Source organism: Maribacter aquivivus, assembly GCF_900142175.1.
In the GTDB taxonomy this organism is placed as follows: domain Bacteria; phylum Bacteroidota; class Bacteroidia; order Flavobacteriales; family Flavobacteriaceae; genus Maribacter; species Maribacter aquivivus.
Map to the genome: position 1 here is coordinate 490,139 of NZ_FQZX01000003.1, position 22,249 is coordinate 512,387.

Here is a 22,249-nt window from a genome sequence, read left to right on the forward strand (position 1 = left end):
ATTATCCTTTTGGTTTAATATCTAAAAGTGGTGTTTGGTCACTATTTAGGTAATCTAAACTCATTTCTGTTAATGTGCGAACTCCTAAAAGTAATCCGCTATCATCAATCAAAAAATCTGGTGTATGGTGCGGAAATGATTCTGTTGTTCCAGGGGTCATTCCTCCTAAGAAAAAGAAGAATCCTGGTGCTTCTCTTTGAAAATATGAAAAATCTTCGGCACCGGTTACTGCTTTTTGAAATTGAACATTTTCATCACCAGCCACTCTTTTAATAGTAGGAAGCATTTGTTCAACTAATTCAGGATTGTTATACGTAATATCTGTAGCATCAGTAATTACACATGTAGCTTCACCACCGTAGGCTTTGGCAATATCACTAACCATCTCTACCATACGTGCGTTAAGCTTGTCTTTCATTTCATAGTCTAAGGTTCTAATAGTACCGATCATCTCAGCAGATTCCGGTATTATATTGAAACGCACACCACTTTTAATTTTACCAACAGTAATTACTGCGGCTTCATTTGTTAGGTCAGTTTCTCTACTGATAATTGTTTGTAGACCGTCAATAATTTTAGCACTAATTAAAATTGGATCAACACCTGACCATGGTTGAGAACCGTGCGATTGTTTTCCTTTTACATTTATAACAAATTGTTGAGCAGCGGCCATTGTACCACCAGATTTGTAACGAATGACCCCAACTGGAGTTTGAGAATTAATGTGTAATCCGAAAATTGCATCTACTTTCGGACTGCTCATAACGCCCTCTTTTACCATTAAAAGAGCTCCACCTTCTTCTCCTGGTGGCGGTCCTTCTTCTGCTGGTTGAAATATAAACTTTACAGTTCCTTTTATCTTATCCTTGTTTTTAGACATTACCTCTGCAACGCCCATTAAAATTGCAGTATGCGTATCATGCCCACAAGCATGCATAACACCTACTTTTTCACCCATAAATTCAGAAGTTACGTTAGACTTATATGGTAAATCGTTACGTTCTGTAACAGGTAAGGCATCTATATCTGCTCTTAATGCTACTACTTTACCAGGTAAATCTCCCTTTAGAAGACCAACTACACCGGTATGCGCAACACCAGTTTGAACTTCAATTCCCAAAGATTTTAAATGCTTGGCAATTTTTTCTGCTGTTTTGAATTCACGATTCCCTAATTCCGGATTCTGATGAATTTCTCTTCTCCAATCAACTACCTTGCTTTCTATAGCTTTGTAGTCTTTTTCAAGATTTGGTCCCTGTGCCTGAACGGAAAATCCGAAAAGAACGAGGGCTAATAAACCTAGTTTTCTCATAATCAGTATTTAATATTAAATTGTTCTCTATGTTTCAGTGGACCATTTAAGACTCAAACGCATCAACTGGTAATCTCTTTTTGTGGAATTAAAGTTTAAATATATTCAAAATGAAAAGAAATACCATCTATTGTTTACAAATCTAAAACACTTCACTTTTACTATCCCTCAATTATGGCTAAATTTACATCACTAAAAGAAAGAAAATTTGAGCTCATTTATTGATGAATTGAACGATGCCCAAAAGGCTCCTGTTTTACATAAAGACGGACCTTTAATGGTTATTGCTGGTGCCGGGTCAGGTAAAACCCGTGTACTTACATATAGAATTGCACACCTTATGGCACAGGGGGTAGATTCTTTTAATATTTTATCACTGACCTTTACGAACAAGGCAGCTCGTGAAATGAAGGAGCGTATAGCGCATATAGTTGGTGCCAGTGAAGCAAAAAATCTGTGGATGGGTACCTTTCACTCGGTATTTGCAAAGCTTTTACGTATAGATGGTAGTAAGTTGGGTTACCCTGCCAACTTTACTATTTATGATACCCAGGATTCTCAGCGATTATTAGCTTCGATTATTAAAGAAATGGGGCTTGATAAGGATATTTATAAATACAAGCAGATTCAAAATAGAATTTCTTCTTTTAAGAATAGCTTAATTACTGTAAAAGCTTACCGTAATGATCCAGATTTGGTTGAGCAAGATGCCATGGCTAAAAAGCCAAGAACAGGTGACATCTATGAGAATTATGTAGATCGTTGTTTTAAGGCCGGTGCTATGGATTTTGATGATTTACTGTTACGTACCAACGAGCTTTTAACGCGCTACCCGGATGTGTTGGCGAAGTACCAAGATCGATTTAGATATATATTGGTTGATGAGTACCAAGATACAAACCATTCGCAGTACTTGATTGTAAAGGCGTTGGCCGATCGCTTTCAGAATATATGTGTGGTAGGAGATGATGCGCAAAGTATTTATTCTTTTAGGGGAGCGAACATTAGTAATATTTTGAATTTTCAAAAAGATTATGACAATGTAGGGATGTACCGTTTAGAGCAGAATTACCGTTCTACAAGAAACATCGTAAATGCCGCGAATTCCGTAATCGGGAAAAACCAAAATCAGATTGAAAAAGTAGTTTGGACGGATAATGACGATGGTGCTGCTATAAAAATTCATAGAAGTACTACAGATGCTGAAGAAGGTAGGTTTGTAGCAAATTCTATTTGGGAACATAGAATGCAACAACAAATGACCAATGGTCAATTTTGTATATTATATAGGACAAACTCCCAATCTAGGGCTATGGAAGATGCCTTACGTAAAAGAGATATTCCTTATCGTATTTATGGCGGACTCTCATTTTACCAACGTAAAGAAATTAAAGATGTGTTGTCTTACTTGCGTTTGGTCATTAACCCTAAAGATGAAGAAGCTTTAAAAAGGGTGATAAACTTCCCTGCACGGGGAATTGGTGGTACTACTCTTGATAGATTAGTTGTTGCTGCCAATCATTATAACCGTTCCATTTTCGAAGTAATGGAAAATATTGACAGAATCGATCTAAAAATCAATTCTGGTACAAAGCGAAAACTTCAAGATTTTGTTACCATGATCAAAAGTTTTCAGGTCATGAATGAAACTACAGATGCTTTTGCGTTGTCTGAGTATGTTGCCAAGAAAACGGGTGTTCTTTTAGAGTTTAAAAAGGATGGAACTCCTGAAGGTATTGGTAAAATGGAGAACATAGAAGAGCTATTAAATGGTATAAAAGATTTCGTAGAAGGTCAAAGAGAGATTGATGGAGCAACAGGGAACATTGGTGAATTTTTAGAAGATGTAGCCCTTGCTACAGATTTAGATAATGATACGGGTGATGACGATAGGGTTGCATTGATGACCATTCACTTGGCAAAGGGGCTAGAGTTTCCGTACGTATATATTGTTGGTATGGAAGAAGACCTTTTTCCATCTGGTATGAGTATGAGTACTAGAAGTGAATTGGAAGAGGAGCGAAGATTATTTTATGTTGCTTTGACAAGAGCGGAGAAACAGGCATATTTAACCTATACCCAGAATAGATACCGATGGGGTAAATTGATAGATGCAGAACCAAGTCGATTCTTAGAAGAGATAGATGAGAAATATGTTGAAAATCTAACTCCGGTAGATGGCGGCTACCGTTATAAGCCACTTATAAACGCAGATATTTTTGGAGAAGTTGATAAGAGTAGATTGCGTCAAGATAAGCCGGTAAGGGGTACACCACCAATTGTTGGTCAACCTAACACAGGGCAACTTAAAAAATTACGTAAGCTAAAACCGCAATTATCAGAGCCTGTTGGTAATACCAATACAATTGACCCGAGCCTTACTGTAGGTTCTTTAATTAACCATACCCGTTTTGGTCGTGGTAAGGTAGTAAAGATTGAAGGTTCAGGTAATGATAGAAAAGCAGAAATAATGTTTGATAAAGGTGATATTAAAAAACTATTGCTACGCTTCGCTAAGTTAGAGGTATTGGGGTAATGTAAAGTTTTTTCGAAAATTCGGCTTAAATTGATAAGGAAAACATGAGAAAGAACAGCTTGTATTCAGTTTTACTGATAATTTTCCTTTTTGGTTGTTCAAGTTCTAATATAAAAGAACCAGATTCAACCCAATTGGTAGAGCCGCAATCTGAAGAAATTGAACAGATAGTTAAAGATCCTAATGCTAGTGATTATTGGGATAATGCTGTTTTAGTTTGGAGTGATGAATTTGATGGAACGACACTTTCGAACGAAAATTGGTCTTTTGAAACAGGTGATAACGGTTGGGGAAATAATGAGCTCCAAAATTATAGACCTGAAGGAAATACTGAAGTTAGTAATGGAACTTTAAAAATTACGGCTAAAATAAATACAGATAATACCATTGAAGGAGAATATACATCTGCTCGTTTAAACAGCAAGAAGTCCTTTAAGTTTGGTAGAATGGAAATTAGAGCAAAATTACCTGAACATAAAGGAAGTGGTACCTGGCCAGCACTTTGGATGCTAGGTAGTAATATAAAGACAGCTGGTTGGCCATTGTGTGGTGAAATTGACATCATGGAATATGTGAGCTTTAAACCAAATAAAACTCATTTTACTATTCATAGTAAAGCAAATAACCATACAAATGGTACTGAGGTTACTTCTGGTGCGGTAGTTTTGGAAACAATTGAGGAAGAATTCCATAATTTTGGAATTTTATGGTCGGCAGAGTACATAAAGTTTTATGTTGACGATATAGAGAATATTCAGTTTATCTTTAAAAGACCAATTAATAGTACGATAGATAATTGGCCGTTTTCTGATAATTTTTATTTTCTAATGAATATTGCAGTTGGTGGAAATTGGGGAGGTCTTGAAGGTGTTGATCCATTGATTTTTCCAGCGACCATGGAAGTAGATTATATTAGAGTATACCAAGTAAATTAAATAAGACAATTGGCAGAATTTATCAAAATATACGAAGAGAACCCTAGTCCTAAAGAGATTAAAAGGGTAGTGGAAGTATTGCGTAAAGGTGGCTTGGTAATTTATCCGACCGATACGGTTTACGGTTTAGGTTGTGACATTACAAATACCAAGGCATTGGAGAAAATTGCGCGTATAAAAGGGATAAAATTGGCGAAAGCAAATTGGTCTTTTATATGTACAGATTTAAGTAACCTTTCAGATTATGTTAGGCAAATTGATACTGCTACATTTAAAATATTGAAAAGGGCTTTACCAGGACCTTATACGTTTATTTTGCCCGGTAATAATAATTTACCAAAAGAATTTAAAAAGAAGAAGACCGTTGGTATTCGTGTTCCAGATAATAGTATTGTTAAGGCTTTAGTTGAAGAATTAGGTAACCCTATAGTTTCAACTTCTATTCATGATGATGATGATGTATTAGAGTATACTACTGACCCAGAATTAATTTATGAGAAATGGGATAACTTAGTAGATGTTGTTATAGATGGTGGTTACGGTGGTAATGTAGGTTCTACTATTATAGATGTTTCCACGGGTGGTTCACCAGAAGTAATTCGTGGGGGTAAAGGAAGTTTAGATATTATTTAAAAATCTCTTGTCTATATTATAAGCATAAAAAAAGCGGCTCAATTGAGCCGCTTTAATTTTATATACTAATCAGATATTATTTGTTGATTGCAGGATCTTTCATTCCTTCTTCAATCATGCTATAGAACTGATCAATTTTTGGAAGAACAACAATACGAGTTCTTCTGTTTTTAGATTTTTCAGTTGTAGAAATTGGCACATATTCTGATCTACCAGCAGCAGTCATACGCTTAGGATCTACGTTAAAATCATTTTGAAGTATACGTACAACGGCAGTAGCACGTTTAACACTTAAATCCCAGTTGTCTAATAAAGAACCGTTACCTCTGTAAGGTACGTTGTCTGTGTGACCTTCTACTAAGAATTCAAAATCAGGCTTGTTGTTTACAACTTTAGCAACTTTACCTAATACTTCTTTAGCTCTGCTTGTAACGTTGTAGCTACCGCTGCTAAATAATAATTTGTCTGAAATAGAAACGAAAACAACACCTTTTTCAACGCTGATTTCAATATCCTCATCATCCAAGTTTCCTAAAACACCTTTTAAGCTCTGTACCAAAGAAAGGTTTACAGAATCTCTACGTGTAATAGCATCATTTAACTTACGAATAGTTAAATCTTTTTCTTGTAAGCTCTCTAATGACTTCTCTAAGTTCTCAGCACCTTTGGTAGTCAAAGTTGTTAAGTTACCCATGTTGTTGATCAACTCTTGGTTGTTTGCCTTTAAAAACGAATTCTGATCTTCTAAAGTTTGAAGTCTAGATGAAGCAGTTGCTTTTTCTTCTAAACAATCATTTAATTTTACTGTCGCTGAATTTAATAAATCTTGTGCACTTTTGTGCTTAGCTTCAAGATCTGCGTACTTTTTTGAAGATACACAAGATGAAAGTAAAAGCGTTACTGCAAGACATCCTAATAATACTTTTTTCATAATTCTATTCTATTATACTAATTTAGTGGTTTACTCAATTTTTCGCATCTATGCGACTTCAAAATTATATAATTACAAAGTTACTTATATGACATGATAGTTAATCTTTTACTAAAATGTTAAAATTGCTTATCCTATGTACGAAGTAAGACCATACTATGGACTTCGTAGCGTAATAATTTCTGAGAAATTGGGTTTTTTCTCTCTTTTTATACATTTTCCTAAACTGTCTATAAAAGCTTAAGTGTGCCCTAAAAATAGCGAAAAAGTGTTTAAATCTTAACTGAAAAAGAAATCGTATTGCCGCAATACCATCTAAGAGTAATCTTAAGAAAATAATAATAAAGGCTTTTCTTCTAGGAAGGTTTTTGGTGATAGAAAATAATGTGTTTCTGAAATTGAGATATGTTTTTTTCGGGTTCATATTACTTAACGTAGAACCACCCAAGTGGTATACGCTTGATGATCCTACATAAAATATTTTATAGCCATGGTTTTTTGCACGCCAGCATAAATCTACTTCTTCTTGATGGGCAAAGTAATCTTCATCGAATCCTTTTAACTCATGAAATACTTCTTTTTTGATAAACATACAGGCTCCTGTTGCCCAGAAAATTTCGCGAACATCATCGTATTGACCTTCATCTTTTTCTAAGGTCTGAAAAACTCTGCCTCTGCAAAATGGGTAACCAAGTTGGTCAATGAAACCACCAGCGGCACCGGCATATTCAAAATGATCTTTTTTCAGTAGATCCAAAATTTTGGGTTGAATAATAGCTGCTTCAGGTATAGTGGCAAAGGCATCTATAATTGGGGTCAACCAATTAGGAGTTACTTCTACGTCTGAATTAAGTAAACAATAAATATCAGCATCGACATCTACCATGGCGTCGTTATAGCCTTTGGCAAATCCGCCGTTTTCTGTATTCTGTATAATTTTTACTGTTGGGTAGTTGGCTTTAACTAATGCCACCGAGCCGTCTGTTGAAGCATTATCTGCTACGTATATATCTGCATCAGGAGAATAATTGATAACAGAAGGCAAGTACCTTTCTAAAAGCACTTCACCATTCCAGTTTAATATGACTACAGCTATCTTCAAAACGATCGCAAATTAACGGCTAAAATCAGGAATCTCTTGCATAAATTCATATTTTTCCGCAACAAAGTCTGTTTGACAGTAATAATGAGAGAGTCCGTTGGTGACCATCAAGTAGGTAGCATTCAATTTAAAATTGTATTGAGCTATTTGATCGAAGGTCATTTGAGAAATTGAAACCTCTGGTGCTTTGCACTCTACTAGGATATGAAGTTCACCATTTGGTTTGAATACGACCACATCATACCTTTTCTTTAAACCATTAAGTGTTATTTGCTTTTCAACGTTAATATGACTTAATGGATACTTCTTTTCTTGTATAAGAAACTGAACTACATGTTGCCTTACCCACTCTTCGGGAGTAAGCACCAAAAACTTTTTACGTACATCGTCAAAGATCAAGGTTCTATTTTCGCTATTTTTGACCCTGAAAGTGTAGCTAGGAAAATTTAGTGGCTGCATTATACAAAGTTGATGATTTTTTCTGAATGGATGAAGCCGTACAAATAGTCAATGCAATTAAGAAAGGGCAGATTAGCCCTATTTATTTCCTGTATGGGGAAGAAGCTTATTTCATTGATAAAATTTCTGATTATATAAGTGCTAATGTGTTGACCGAAGAAGAGAAGGGTTTCAACCAAATGGTGCTTTATGGTCGTGATGTATCTATTGAAGATATTGTAGGTAATGCCAAACGCTACCCGATGATGGCCGAACGTCAAGTGGTTATTGTAAAAGAGGCACAACATCTTTCACGTACTATAGAGAATCTTTGTTCGTATGCAGAAAATCCGCAGCAATCTACTGTACTTGTAATTTGTTATAAATACAAGAAGCTAGATAAGCGTAAAAAGCTACACAAGATTATTAAAAAAAATGGAGTAGTTTTTGAAAGTAAAAAATTATATGAGAATCAAGTTAGCGATTGGTTAAGAAAGCATTTGGTGAGCCGTGGATACACCATATCTCACAAGGCTGCTTTATTGCTGGTAGAATATTTGGGTACTGATTTAGGTAAGATTAGCAAAGAGCTAGATAAGCTTAAGCTAGTTCTGCCGAAACAGACCGAAATTAACCCGCAGCATATAGAAGAGCATATTGGTATCAGTAAAGATTATAATAATTTTGAATTGAAAAGGGCTATTGGTGATAGAGATATCTTGAAAGCAACTAAAATTATCAACTACTTTGCTCAGAACCCGAAAGACAATCCGTTTATTCTAACGATTACCTTATTACATTCATTTTTTACGCAGTTGTTGCAGTATCACGGACTTTCTGATCATTCACCAAAAAATGTGGCTAGTGCGTTACGTATTAACCCTTATTTTGTAAGTGAAATACAAACTGCGGCACGCAATTACCCAATGAAGAAAGTAAGCGGAATCATTTCTAGTCTTCGTGAAATGGATTTAAAAGGAAAAGGAGTAGGGACAACACCAATGAAAGAAGCCGATTTACTTAAAGAACTTCTTTATAAAATAGTGTAGCTATTACTTTTTATTGACTCCGAATTTACCAGGACCTAATAATGAAACGGTAACAAAGGCTACTAAGTAAAATAAAGCTTTTTCTTTAGTGCCAAAATCATCTGCGCCATGAGTGATAAATGCTGCGACTGCCATAGTGATGGCTACTGGTATTGCTGCCAAACGCGATTTAAAACCTATAATAATTAAAATAGGACAAATAAATTCGCCGATCACAGCTAAAAATAATGAGGGTGTTTCACCAATACCAAAAGGATCAGCAAATTTAAAATCTCCAGAAATAAGCTTTTGAAATTTTGGAAGACCATGGGTTAACATCATGGCTGAAATTGCTATTCTAAAAAAAGCTAGACCAATATCTTTTAATAAAGTGTTTTTCATGAAGGCTCATTATTTCCCTTAAAAGTATCGATTTTTTTTGTTTTTTCTAAGATATGTTGGTATTCGTATAGTGTTAAATCATTTGTTTTTTTAAATGAAACTTTGGGTATACTTAGTTTTCAACGGGTTAAGAGATTGTGAGCTTTCATTAAATTATTCAAAAATTTTTAAACGAGAAATTATGGCATAAAAAAATCCCAATATATATGGGATTTTTCTTACTTAAAAATTGTCGTAATTAGCGTAATTTCGGATAGTCATCAGGATTGACTTCATGCATTATCGCATAAACTTTTTCAAAAATATCCTCTCTATTTGGTTTAGAAAAATAATCACCATCAGTACCGTATGCAGGTCTATGCGCTTTTGCGCTTAATGTTTGTGGTTTACTATCTAAATACTCAAATGCACCTTGTTTTTCTACTATTTCATTTAATAGATATGCAGAACATCCGCCAGGTACATCTTCATCTATTACTAGTAAACGGTTTGTCTTTTTAACACTCTCTAGTACTTCCATTTCAATATCAAATGGTAATAACGTTTGTGCATCTATGACTTCGGCATCAATACCAACTTCAATTAATTCTTTGGCTGCTTTTTCAACGATACGTAATGTGGATCCATAAGAGACCAATGTGATATCGCTACCTTCTTTAATGGTTTCAACTCTACCGATCGGAGTACAAAACTCACCAAGATTTTTAGGTTTCTTTTCCTTTAATCTATAACCGTTTAAACTTTCTATGACCAATGCAGGCTCATCACTCTTTAAAAGTGTGTTGTAAAAACCGGCAGCTTGTGTCATGTTTCTTGGAGCTAAAATATACATTCCTCTTAGTAAATGTATTAATCCGCCCATTTCTGATCCTGAATGCCAAATGCCTTCTAGTCTGTGACCTCTTGTTCTTATGATTAACGGCGCTTTTTGTTTTCCAGCTGTTCTATATAATAAAGTGGCCAAATCATCTGTAAGAGTAGATAGCGCGTAAAATATATAATCCAAATATTGAATTTCAGCAATAGGTCTAAGTCCTCTTAACGCCATTCCTATTCCTTGACCAATAATCGTTGTTTCTCGAATACCAGTATCTGCAACACGTATTTTGCCGTATTTTTCTTGCATGCCTTCAAGACCTTGGTTTACATCACCAATGGCACCAGTATCTTCTCCGAAAATTAAAGTATTAGGGTATTTTTCAAAGAGCTTGTCAAAATTGTCTCTTAAAATAACTCTACCATCTACCAGCTCTTCATCGTCATTATATGCAGGTGAAATGGCGGTAACGTTCGTAGCTTTATTATCATTCTCACTATAAAGGTATGAGCTGAATTTATGCTGGGATTCTTTTAGAAAGGTGGAAGTCCATTGAATTAAATCTTCCTTTTCTTGTGTATTTTCTCCTAGTAAATAACGTAAAGATTTTCTTGCTGAAATTGCCAAATCTTTACGAAGTGGCTCTTCAACTGAAATTAAATCATTCTTTAATTTATTTAGGAAATTCTTGTTGGCACTTTTAGAGGCAGCTTTTTCTATTATGTTAATTAATACAGACTTCTCAGTTAAGTTGTCTTTCAAATACTCGTCCCAAGCCTGTTTTTTAGCTTCTCTAACGGTACGCTTAATTCTTTTTTCAATAGATTCTAGTTCTTCAGAGGTTGCAATGCCAGATTCTAATATCCATTCTTTAAAACGTTTATTGCAATCATGGTCGCGCTCCCATTCTAAACGCTGGTTGTCTTTATAACGCTCGTGAGACCCAGAAGTAGAATGACCTTGAGGCTGTGTTAATTCATTTACATGAATTAACACCGGTACATGCTCTTGTCTTGCTATATCTGCCGCATTTTCATAGGCATGCATTAGCGCAGTATAGTCCCAACCTTTTACTCTTAAAATTTCATACCCTTTTTCGGTTTCAGTTCTTTGAAAACCAGATAGAATTTCTGAAATATTCTCTTTTGTAGTGTGAAATTTTGCGGGCACAGAAATACCATATTCATCATCCCAAACACTAATGACCATAGGTACTTGTAATACACCTGCGGCATTTATTGTTTCAAAAAACATACCTTCACTAGTACTGGCGTTGCCAATGGTACCCCATGCAATTTCATTTCCGTTTACAGAAAACTTTGCACTATCTAGTCCTTTTTGGTTTCTGTATACTTTAGATGCTTGTGCTAATCCTAAAAGCCTAGGCATTTGCCCAGCTGTACACGAAATGTCTCCACTACTATTTTTTTGTTTTGTTAAATCTTTCCAACTACCATCTGCATTTAAGCTATGCGTTAAAAAGTGACCACCCATTTGCCTACCGGCACTCATAGGTTCTTTTTCAATATCTGTGGTAGCGTAAAGGGCGTGAAAGAATTCTTTTGGTTGTAATAGACCAAGAGCCATCATAAATGTTTGGTCTCTGTAATAGCCACTTCTAAAATCACCATTTTTAAAAGAACGGGCCATTGCTAATTGAGGTAATTCTTTTCCGTCTCCAAAGATGCCGAATTTAGCCTTACCCGTAAGGACTTCTTTTCTACCCAATAAACTGCACGTTCTGCTTAAAAAAGCAATTTCGTAGTCATTGATAATTTGTTCTTTGAAATCTTCAAAAGAAATATCATTACTGGTTTTAGAAGAAACATCCATGTATTATATGTGTTTATACAAAATTACCGAATCAAGTACTTTTTAGCAACGCTGTGACCAGTTAATTTATTCCATATTTTTCAACAAATTTGGTATTTTTTTGAAAATATCTTAATTTAAGTTAAAAAAAATAGTATCCGTATTGAGAATTGATAGTTTAAAACCATTTTCTTGTGAATAGCCCTGTCAGGGTTTTTGGGCTAACTGTAATTATAAAACGTATTTTTTCGCCGTAGTTGGGTTGTGAAACTTCCCAACCGTTATTTGAGTGAACCGGTAGATAAAGTTCAAAGTAATCGGTTACTAGATTTAAACGTACACCAGAATCATAAACAAACTTACCATCAAGCCCTTTATTTTTTACCAAACCGGCATCTCCGTATAATTCAATCCATTTCCACACATTAAAACTACCGTTGACGGTCGCCATCCAATCATTGGAGAATCTGTAACGCTGGTCTAAGAAAGATTTAAATCCGCCTTCGGCTATAATAATTTGCTGACTGTAAATACCTGAATCTTCTGAGCGTCCTAAATATCCGTAATCAAAAAGATAATCTGTTGGGCGGTCAAGGGCAAAGCTGAAGAAATTTGTCTCTGTATTGTTGCTAAGAAATTTACCCGCAAAAAATCGAAGATTTAATTGCCTGTTGTTTTCAAATAGTTTTCGATATTCATATTCAAACGAGAGCTTACTAAAACTACCTGCTAATTGAAAATCTGCAAACCATGAATTATAATCTAATATGCCATTATTTCTACTGGTATAACGTGCGTTAAATACACTATAATCAGGATTTTCTGGATCATTTGATAAGCTTACCAATGCTGGATCAAAATCTCTGAAAATGTTTACATATCTAAAAGATAAAAACTCCCTTTTATTCGATAACAAATCTGATGGTCTAAAACCAAAGCTCAAAGATGGCGTTATAGATGAATATCTAGAGTTTTCATTGAAGTGAGATGTACCGGCACCTATATTGTATTGGGCAACGTACAAACCACTTTTACTTAAGTATTTTCTATAACTGAATTTTCCAGAGCCTACAAAAGCTTTTTCTTTAAAGGAGTAGGAGGGTGAGAAATCATACACAAAAGGTCTTTCAAGTAAGGTCTTATTATATAAACGCATACCTGGGGTCCAACCATCATAAACATTAAAACTCAATACAGGAACATAGAACACCTGATTGTAATATGGATTTTCAGCATCTTTAAAGAAGGTGAACTTTAATTTTTTGTTACTTGATAAAAATCCTTTTAATGATTTCCAATTATCGCGTTGGTTGAATTCTGGTATTTTTTGGTCATAATTTAATACCAGTCTATCTTCTTCATTATTCGGTATAGCGAAGGTTTCTTCTAGCTCAATATCTTTGAACCAATATTCAGAAACCACCGAATCTTTTTTAAGACCAAACACGGAAATAGGAACGTTGGTGCCTTCTTTGTTTTTTATGGTTACATGTAATGAATCTGTTTCTTTCTTTACTTTTTTTATCTTAAAATCAATTTTACGGTCTGTAGAAACATAGTCTTTAAAAAACCAATTGATATCTTGTTCCGTAGAGCGTTTTAAAATAGATTCAAAATCATGAACCTTTACCGTGTTTAATTGATAGTATTCAAAAAATGTCTTAATACTTTGGTCTACGTGTTCTTTGCCAATGTAATCTGCTAAATATGCCAAGCCTAAACCAGCCTTATATTTATTCGCTATTTTCTGATTGAATTTAATAAGCGAATCGTTTGATGTTTGAAGTGCTTGGTCTAAGTTTTTACGGGCAGTTAAATTGTATAGAAATGAATATTGGTCATTAAAATCCATCTTTGCCAACTCAAAACTTCTAAAACCCCAAATTTTAGATAGTTTCCCCATTAATTTTTGATCTGGGTAATACTTTTCTATATACGCTATCATCAAATAATTTGCTATAGCACTGTTTAACCACTGTTCTTTTCTTGGGTTTAAGAACATGGTTTCTCGTAAAATACTATTGATCGCCGTTTTTAAGAATTTCATTTCGAACTGAAATTGTTCTTGGTAAGGGCGTATAAAAGAGGGGAGTTGATTTATGCCATAAAGTGGGTCTTTATTATAATCAAGCTCACTAACTAATATTTTTTCATGAGGATAATCGCCAAGATTTGAGTGAATGAAATTGGCAACTTTATTTATGGATAGACCTTGACCAATTGGGCTATATCTTGGAGCACTAAAATCTGTCAAGAAGGTCATGTATGGTGTGCGGTGTGTATAGAATTTTTTCTGTGTATTCAGAATTATTTCTCCGCCACGTTGTAAGTTTCCTTTTAATTTGGCAAATTGTCCGTTAGGGAATGTTGATTCAGTTTTTATATCAAAGTTAGAGGCAAGGTATAAACTATCTGGATATTTGAAATTAATGGTAGTATTGGTTTCGTTCATATAAAGATCCTCAAGATTTTTATTTGAATACAAATGCCATTTACCGTCGTATACAGCTGGTGTTAAATACCAGTCTTTTAAGTAATAATCTCCTCTACTACCGTAGCCGTAAGGAGTGTATTTATTTGGTGGTAATTTCACCTTATAGGTGATGAAAATTTTTGTTGATGTATTTGGTAGTAATAAATCATCTAAGGTGACCTTTAAAATATCCTTGCCTTTTGTACGGCTCCATTCTAGTCCGTTATAAGAATCATCCACAACACTAATTATAGTAGTCTTACCACGTTCATCTGCTTTTGCTAAATGAAGCGATTTTTTAAATTCTTGAGCAAATCTCTTTGCTAGTCCGGTGTTTTTATCTGAATAGGCATTTGCCCAATCATTAAAATAAATGACACCTAAGTTGTAGTTAGACTTATTGTAATAGGTGAATTCTTGACGAATATCCAATTCATTGGTATACTCGTTTAGGCTAACGGTAAGGTCTGTTTCATACTGTGCATAGCAATTAGTTACATTGGTAACTAATGTTACTATGCACAGGTAGAAAAGTAATTTTAAATTATTTGTCAAGGTCTGAATTAAAAATTAGGACTCATGCTGTGCCCTTTGTAAAATGAATCTATAATTTCAACAACCTCTTCTTCTGTATCTACAATTTTAATAAGATTTAGATCTTCTGGACTAATAGTTCCCATTTTAAGCATAGTTCCTTTAACCCAATCCATAAGTCCAGTCCAAAATTCACTGCCCACTAAAATAATTGGAAATTTCCCTATTTTATGTGTCTGTATTAAGGTGATGGCTTCAAATAGCTCATCTAATGTTCCAAATCCGCCAGGCATTACTACAAAACCTTGAGAGTATTTTACGAACATTACCTTTCTTACGAAGAAGTAATCGAAATCTAAACTCTTGTCATTATCGATATATGGATTGTCATGTTGCTCAAAAGGTAAGTCAATATTTAAACCTACAGATGTACCACCAGCAAGGTTTGCACCTCTGTTACCGGCTTCCATTATACCTGGGCCGCCACCAGTAATAACTCCGTAACCTGCTTCTGCAATAGATTTTGCAATTGATACGGCTAATTTGTAATATGGGTCTTCTTCTTTTGTTCTTGCAGAACCAAAAATAGATACACATGGTCCTATTTTACTCATGCGTTCAAAACCATTTACAAACTCGCCCATTATTTTAAAAATGGCCCAAGAGTCATTGGTTTTTATTTCGTTCCAGCCTTTATGATGTTTTTCTGATCTCATTCTTTATTTTATATTCTATTTAGATAGATTTTTATCTAATTATTATTTTAATTCTCTCTTTAAAAACTTTGCGGTGTAGCTTTTCTTGTCTTTTGCAACTTGTTCTGGAGTTCCTTTGGCTACTAATTGCCCACCTGAGCGTCCGCCTTCGTAACCGATATCTATGATATAATCTACCATTTTAATTACGTCCATATTATGTTCAATAACTAACACAGTATTTCCTTTGTCAGCTAATGTATTCAAAACATCCATTAAAACCCTAATATCTTCAAAATGAAGTCCGGTTGTTGGCTCATCTAAAATATAGAACGTATTACCCGTATCTCTCTTAGAAAGCTCTGTTGCCAACTTTATACGTTGTGCCTCACCACCTGATAACGTTGTTGATTGCTGCCCAAGTGAAATATAACCTAAGCCAACATCTTGTATGGTCTTTAACTTACGATGTATTTTTGGAATAAGTTCAAAGAATGACACTGCTTCGTTAATAGTCATTTCTAAAACATCTGAAATGGACTTGCCTTTATAGCGTATTTCTAGCGTTTCTCTATTAAATCTTTTACCGTTACACGTTTCACATTCTACATAAACATCTGGTAAGAAATTCATTTCAATAACTCTTAATCCACCACCTTGACACGTTTCGCAACGACCACCTTTTACATTAAAACTGAATCTGCCAGGTTTGTACCCTCTAATAGATGCTTCAGTAGTTTTTGCGAACAGCGAACGTATTTCGCTAAATACACCAGTATATGTTGCTGGGTTTGACCTTGGTGTTCTACCTATAGGTGATTGGTTGATGTCAATAACTTTATCTATATGTTCTAGCCCCGTAATTTTCTTATACGGCATTGGCTTTTTAACGCCATTGAAATAATGGGCGTTCATAATAGGGTAAAGTGTCTCGTTTATTAATGTAGATTTTCCACTACCTGATACTCCCGTAACGCCAATCATTTTTCCTAAAGGAAATTTGACCGTTAAGTTTTTTAAGTTATTACCGGTACAACCAGATAATACAATTTCATGTCCATTACCCGGTCTTCTCTTTTTAGGTACTTCAATCTTCTTTACACCGGTCATATAATCGGCTGTAAGCGTATGAACATTTCTCAATTCTTCAGGCGTACCTTGAGATATGATTTCTCCGCCGTTTTTACCTGCTTTAGGACCAATATCAATTACATGATCAGCTCTTTCTATCATATCGCGATCATGTTCTACCACAATAACAGAGTTACCAATATCTCTAAGAGATTCTAATGATTTGATCAATCGTTCATTATCTCGTTGATGTAGACCTATACTTGGCTCATCTAGAATATAAAGTACACCTACCAATTGCGATCCAATTTGGGTTGCTAGTCTTATACGTTGTGCTTCACCACCAGATAATGATTTAGAGCTCCTGTTCAATGATAAATAATCTAGACCTACATCTAGTAAAAATTGTATTCTAGTGCTTATCTCTTTTATAATCTCTTCGGCTATCTTCAACTGATTGCCAGTAAGCTTTTTGTCTAAGCCATTAAAGAATGCTGCTAGCTCTACAATGTCTAAATTAGCTAACTCGGCAATATTCTTATCTTCTATTTTGAAGTAAAGTGATTCTTTTCTAAGGCGGAAACCTGTACATGACGGACAAGTGATTCTGTCCATATATTCTTTTGCCCATCGTTTAATTGATGTTGATGCAGCTTCCTCGAACTGATTTTTTATGAAATTAGAAATTCCTTCATAATCAATTTTATAAGTGCGTTTTACACCTAATGTTTTAGAGTCTACTTCGAAACTTTCTTTACCACCATTTAAAAGAATTTCAATGGCTTCAGTAGGAATAGTATCTATAGGGTCCGTTATTTCAAAATTATAACGTTCTGCGATAGTCTCGATCTGTTTAAATGCCCAAGATTTTTTATAGTCTCCCAATGGGGCTATTCCGCCACCTTTGATAGATAGTTTTTTATTAGGGAATATCTTTTTCTCATTTACTTCATAGACATGACCTAGGCCACTGCAATAGGGGCACATTCCTTTTGGTGAATTAAATGAAAATGTATTAGGTTCAGGGGTAGGATAGGAGATGCCTGTTGACGGGCACATTAAATCTCTACTAAAATACCTTGGTAGATCGGTGCCTTCTTCTAAAACCATTAATACATTGTCGCCACTATACATAGCAGTATTTATAGTTTCAGATAAACGTTTATGAAAATCTTCGCTTTCAACTACTTTTAAACGGTCAATGACAATCTCTATATCGTGCACCTTGTAACGATCCACTTTCATGCCTTTGACAATATCTTTTACTTCACCATCAACACGAACTTTTACAAAACCTTGCTTGGCAATTTGTTCAAATAGCTCACGATAGTGACCTTTTCTTGATTTAATAATAGGTGCAAGAATGTTTATTTTCTTTCCGTTATACGATTCAATTATCAAGTTTTTAATTTGCTCGTCGCTATAACTAACCATTTTTTCGCCCGTATTATAACTATGTGCATCTGCTGCACGGGCGAAGAGTAGTCTTAAGAAATCATATATTTCGGTAATAGTACCTACCGTAGATCTTGGAGATTTTGATGTAGTTTTCTGTTCAATGGCGATAACAGGAGATAGACCATCTATTTTATCAACATCTGGGCGTTCTAATCCGCCTAAAAATTGTCTAGCATACGCAGAAAAAGTTTCAATATAACGTCTCTGTCCTTCAGCATAAATTGTGTCAAAGGCTAATGAAGATTTTCCACTACCAGATAAGCCGGTTATAACAACCAGTTTATCTCGGGGAATGGTAACATCTATATTCTTAAGGTTATGAACGCGTGCGCCCTTAACTTCTATATTTTCTTCAAAATTAATCATGTATTCATAGCAAAGTTGCAAAAGTACGATTTTGAGTGCTAATTACATACGATCTTATATTCTTTGGAATGGCTGAATATCTTAAATTATTGATGCAATCGCTAAATATGCCGTGAAGATTGATTAATGGTAAGCTGAAGAAAACTACATCATTTTAATATGTAGCTATTATTCGTGCATTACTAGTAACGGAACCGAAGTATGGTAACTAAGTTTTTCGACCGGGTTGTTAAAGAATACCTGTTGAAACAAGTTTAAATTTTTGGCTACCATAGTCAACATTTCAATTTTATTTTCTGCGATATATTTTAAAATTGAATCTCTTACGTTTTTGCCTAATATATGATTAAAGCTATGTCTCTCGGTAAATAATTCTTTTAAATAATCATCGAGATAAGCTTGATTAATCACCTGAGAATTTGAAAAGTTGGGTTTTGATTGTGTCATATGTATGACATCTAATTTCGCTTTTGATATTTCAAGAATTTCTGTGATTGAATTTAAAATAGAGTAGGTGTAGAATAGATTAAAATCTGTAGGAAAAGCAATTTTGCTTGGTGTTTTAATAATTGTATTTTCAGATACAGCTAATACATTACATGCTATTTTTGTTATTACATTACCGGTATTGCTACTTATGATAGATGACTTTATGCCCAATGTGCCTTTTGTGCCCATTACTATTAAATCTATCTTTTTTTCTTCTACGGTTTTTCTAACTAAATCAATGAAATTCCCATATTCTTCTAAGGCAATAAATTGATGTAAAGCGTTGCTAGGTAAATTTGAAATTTGTTTAAAAAGAAGTTGTAGGTTTTCTTTTGTTGAGATTTTTTTAGGGCTAGTCATTACCATTAATGAATTGCCTTGAATGTCAGAATTACGTAATTCATCGATATGTAGCATATAAAATATGCACTGTTCATTCTTGAACAGATTAATGGCATATTCAAACGCGTTCCAAGAGCTGCTGGAAAAATTTGTGGGAATTAAAATATGTTTCATTCAATCGACTTACTAAACAAAAGTAAATCCTTATTGAAACCTGATAAATGATATTTATCAGATTTGGTTTAATTTACATATTGTAATGCCTTCAATTCCATAATTTGAATGTTGCGACCTTCAATTGCTATAAGCCCCTCTTTTTTAAAACCGGATAATGTACGTATTAAGCTTTCTGTTGCAATACCTGCTACACTGGCAAGGTCATTACGTGAGATTCTAATGGGTTCATTTGGTTTTGTATTCATGACATCCGCAAATTGTAATAAGGTTTGTGCTGTCTTTCTGCGTACAGAACTATATGCCATTTGTAATAGTTGAGCTTTAATATTAGAAATGTTTGCCGATAAAAGTTGCATGAGTTCCATAGAAATGGTCTTGTTTTCGTTGAGTATTTCCTGTAAGTTTTCTTTAGAAATACCTGCTAATTCAACATCACTCATGGCGGTAGCTGATTCTTGATAAGGTACATTGTTCAGAAAAGAAGTGAAGCCCAAAAAGTCATCTGCTTTGGCTAATGATGTAATTAATTCTTTTCCGTCTGGATCCATGTTGTAACATTTTACCAGTCCTTTTAAAACAAGATAAATTTTATTAGAACGGGTGTCTTCATCATAAATATGCTCCCCTTCTTTAAAATTTGTCAGTTCTCCATTATCATCAAAAAAGTTTTTAAGTTCGTGAATGGTTCGCATTTCATTTTCAGAAACTCCGTATTCTTTTGAAGTTTTATCTTGCAAACGTACCAAAAGTTCAGCTTTGGCCAATCTGCTTTCTACGGCACTCATTAAGTCTTCTTCTTCAAAGGGTTTGGTTAAGTAGTCATCTGCCCCAAGGTCCATTCCTTTTCGTATTTCTTTATGCTCGGTTTTTGCAGATAGAAAAATGAATGGTATGTGTTTTGTTTTTTCATTATTAGAAAGATTTTCAAGTACACCATAGCCGTCAACCTCTGGCATCATAATATCACAAATGATAATGTCTGGTAAATTCTCAATTGCGCTAGTAATACCTATTTTACCATTGGATGCCGTGATTACATTGTAACCCGCTAATTCTAAAAGTTCTTCGGTATTTTCTCGTAAGGCTTTGTCATCCTCAATCAATAAAATTCTTTTCATCTTCTAGTTGGTTTTTAATTTTGGAATACATAAAGTAAATGTTGACCCTATACTTTCTGTACTTGAAAATTCAAGACTACCGCCCAGATTCTCAATATGCTGTTTTGCAATATTTAATCCTATTCCCGTACCCTGTGTCAATAAAGCGTTCTCTGCTCTAAAATAACGATTAAATATGTGTTTTTGCTCTTCTATTGGTATACCAATGCCTTCATCAATTACGCTAATAGCGTAACCGATATCTTTTATGTCCACTTTAATGTCAATTGTAGAATCTTCTGGAGAGTACTTAATAGCATTATGTACTAAATTAGATAGCGCCAATTCTAGGGTCTTTTCATCAAACTGAATATTTAACTCGTCAATATTCTCTGGGTAACGTATTTGCTGCCCAGATTTTAATAACATATTAGAGTTATATACCACCTCATTTACAATTTTGCTAAGTGGAAATTCTTCAATCTTATAATTGACCTTACCAGATTCTAGGCGTTCAACAGATAGAAAATCATTAAGTATGGTATCTAAATATTTTACTTTGTTCTTAATTGTGGTTACGTGCTTATCTCTTTTAGGCTGTTGTTCCGTTTCTGTATATTTTCCAAGTAAGGTTATTGAAGTCAATATACTGCTCAATGGAGTTTTGAATTCATGTGATACTAGGGATAGGAAACGGGTTTTAAGTTCATTGAGTTCTTTTTCAACAGCAAGAGCTTCTGTAAGTTGGTGTGTGCGCTCTTCTACTAGATTCTCTAAGTTTTCTGTGTAGTTCTTTCTTTCTGTAATGTCTAGAATAAAAGCAACGAATACTTTTTTATCTCCTAAATTTGATAGTTGTAGATGTACTTCTACAGGGTATGTAGTGCCATCTTTTCTGCCGTGCTTGGTTTCAAAATTTACTTTAGATGTTGTATCTTTTAATAATGGTGATATTAGATTTTCAAATTGCGAAATATCCATTTCCGGTTTAATATCAACAGGTGTCATTTCATACATTTCTTTAATTGAATACCCTATATTTCTTTGGGCTTCTTTGTTGACATTTAGAAATTTATAGGTTTCAGCATCGAATACGAAAATTTCATTTAACGATTCGTCAAAAATACGAGCCCAATGACTTAGCTCTTCTTCTCTACTTTTTCGTTCTGTAATATCGATTACTAATGCCATTACATAAGTGGCACCATAAAATTCAAACGGATTTAAACCGGCCTCTACAGGAAACTCCTTTCCGTCTTTACATATGCCATATAGGTTTCTGCCATGCCCCATTTGGCGTTTATCACTTTTTGCAATAAAATTATCTACATGGGCATCATGACCTGCATGGTATCTTCTAGGAATTAAAATATCTAAGGGCTTACCAATTAGTTCGCCTTTTTCGTACCCAAACATTTGTAGAGAGGATGTATTTGTGGCTACAATTATTTGATTGGCATTTACAACAATAATACCTTCTGATACCCCTTCTGATAGTAAATTGAATATGTCACTGTTTTCTTGAAAATCACGCATATATCAAATATATCGAATAAGACTGATTATTATCATATAAAAATAAGATGTTGCTTTATATTTTT

Annotated in this window: 16 protein-coding genes; 4 read left to right on the forward strand and 12 right to left on the reverse strand. The window is 34.4% G+C overall.

Annotated features, from left to right (window positions below):
* Position 1: 1 nt before the first annotated feature.
* Positions 2 to 1,312, reverse strand: coding sequence for an amidohydrolase (locus BUC31_RS17770; RefSeq protein ID WP_073246766.1), 1,311 nt, complete (start codon positions 1,310 to 1,312; stop codon positions 2 to 4).
* A gap of 208 nt (positions 1,313 to 1,520) precedes the next feature.
* Here BUC31_RS17770 and BUC31_RS17775 point away from each other — a divergent pair, with 208 nt between their 5' ends.
* From BUC31_RS17775 to BUC31_RS17785, 3 genes are read left to right on the forward strand one after another with little or no spacing between them, the layout of a single operon-like run.
* Positions 1,521 to 3,848: an ATP-dependent helicase gene (locus BUC31_RS17775; protein ID WP_073246768.1), complete on the forward strand. Its 2,328-nt coding sequence runs from the start codon at positions 1,521 to 1,523 to the stop codon at positions 3,846 to 3,848.
* Between the two features lie 44 nt (positions 3,849 to 3,892).
* The gene (locus BUC31_RS17780; protein WP_073246770.1) at positions 3,893 to 4,783 is read left to right on the forward strand and encodes a glycoside hydrolase family 16 protein; all 891 of its coding nucleotides are present in this window, start codon (positions 3,893 to 3,895) and stop codon (positions 4,781 to 4,783) included.
* Between the two features lie 9 nt (positions 4,784 to 4,792).
* The gene (locus BUC31_RS17785) at positions 4,793 to 5,416 is read left to right on the forward strand and encodes an L-threonylcarbamoyladenylate synthase (RefSeq protein WP_073246772.1); all 624 of its coding nucleotides are present in this window, start codon (positions 4,793 to 4,795) and stop codon (positions 5,414 to 5,416) included.
* A gap of 76 nt (positions 5,417 to 5,492) precedes the next feature.
* Here BUC31_RS17785 and BUC31_RS17790 read toward each other — a convergent pair whose 3' ends face one another.
* The 3 genes from BUC31_RS17790 to BUC31_RS17800 form a co-directional block, all read right to left on the reverse strand.
* The gene (locus tag BUC31_RS17790; protein WP_073246774.1) at positions 5,493 to 6,347 is read right to left on the reverse strand and encodes an OmpA family protein; all 855 of its coding nucleotides are present in this window, start codon (positions 6,345 to 6,347) and stop codon (positions 5,493 to 5,495) included.
* A gap of 100 nt (positions 6,348 to 6,447) precedes the next feature.
* Positions 6,448 to 7,449 carry a glycosyltransferase family 2 protein gene (locus tag BUC31_RS17795; protein WP_073246777.1) on the reverse strand — a complete coding sequence of 334 codons (1,002 nt, stop codon included), beginning with the start codon at positions 7,447 to 7,449 and terminating at the stop codon, positions 6,448 to 6,450.
* 12 nt (positions 7,450 to 7,461) lie between these two features.
* Entirely contained in the window at positions 7,462 to 7,908 is a 447-nt protein-coding gene (locus BUC31_RS17800) for a type I restriction enzyme HsdR N-terminal domain-containing protein (RefSeq protein WP_073246779.1), read from the reverse strand.
* 26 nt (positions 7,909 to 7,934) lie between these two features.
* Here BUC31_RS17800 and holA point away from each other — a divergent pair, with 26 nt between their 5' ends.
* Positions 7,935 to 8,936, forward strand: coding sequence for a DNA polymerase III subunit delta (gene holA / locus BUC31_RS17805; protein ID WP_073246781.1), 1,002 nt, complete (start codon positions 7,935 to 7,937; stop codon positions 8,934 to 8,936).
* A gap of 3 nt (positions 8,937 to 8,939) precedes the next feature.
* On the opposite strand, the gene BUC31_RS17810 is transcribed toward holA, so the two are convergent.
* The 8 genes from BUC31_RS17810 to BUC31_RS17845 form a co-directional block, all read right to left on the reverse strand.
* Positions 8,940 to 9,317 carry a DoxX family protein gene (locus tag BUC31_RS17810; RefSeq protein WP_073246783.1) on the reverse strand — a complete coding sequence of 126 codons (378 nt, stop codon included), beginning with the start codon at positions 9,315 to 9,317 and terminating at the stop codon, positions 8,940 to 8,942.
* 238 nt (positions 9,318 to 9,555) lie between these two features.
* Positions 9,556 to 11,967: an alpha-ketoacid dehydrogenase subunit alpha/beta gene (locus tag BUC31_RS17815; RefSeq protein ID WP_073246785.1), complete on the reverse strand. Its 2,412-nt coding sequence runs from the start codon at positions 11,965 to 11,967 to the stop codon at positions 9,556 to 9,558.
* Positions 11,968 to 12,124: 157 nt separating this feature from the next.
* Entirely contained in the window at positions 12,125 to 14,974 is a 2,850-nt protein-coding gene (locus BUC31_RS17820; RefSeq protein WP_317614965.1) for a metalloprotease, read from the reverse strand.
* Between the two features lie 8 nt (positions 14,975 to 14,982).
* Positions 14,983 to 15,669: an LOG family protein gene (locus BUC31_RS17825; protein ID WP_068482968.1), complete on the reverse strand. Its 687-nt coding sequence runs from the start codon at positions 15,667 to 15,669 to the stop codon at positions 14,983 to 14,985.
* A gap of 42 nt (positions 15,670 to 15,711) precedes the next feature.
* Positions 15,712 to 18,543: an excinuclease ABC subunit UvrA gene (uvrA, locus tag BUC31_RS17830; protein ID WP_073246787.1), complete on the reverse strand. Its 2,832-nt coding sequence runs from the start codon at positions 18,541 to 18,543 to the stop codon at positions 15,712 to 15,714.
* A 168-nt stretch (positions 18,544 to 18,711) separates the two neighbouring features.
* Positions 18,712 to 19,548: a universal stress protein gene (locus tag BUC31_RS17835; RefSeq protein ID WP_073246790.1), complete on the reverse strand. Its 837-nt coding sequence runs from the start codon at positions 19,546 to 19,548 to the stop codon at positions 18,712 to 18,714.
* Between the two features lie 68 nt (positions 19,549 to 19,616).
* Positions 19,617 to 20,669 carry a response regulator gene (locus BUC31_RS17840; RefSeq protein WP_073246792.1) on the reverse strand — a complete coding sequence of 351 codons (1,053 nt, stop codon included), beginning with the start codon at positions 20,667 to 20,669 and terminating at the stop codon, positions 19,617 to 19,619.
* 3 nt (positions 20,670 to 20,672) lie between these two features.
* A complete protein-coding gene (locus BUC31_RS17845; RefSeq protein ID WP_073246794.1) occupies positions 20,673 to 22,184 on the reverse strand; it encodes a sensor histidine kinase in 1,512 nt (503 codons plus the stop codon).
* Positions 22,185 to 22,249: the final 65 nt, after the last annotated feature.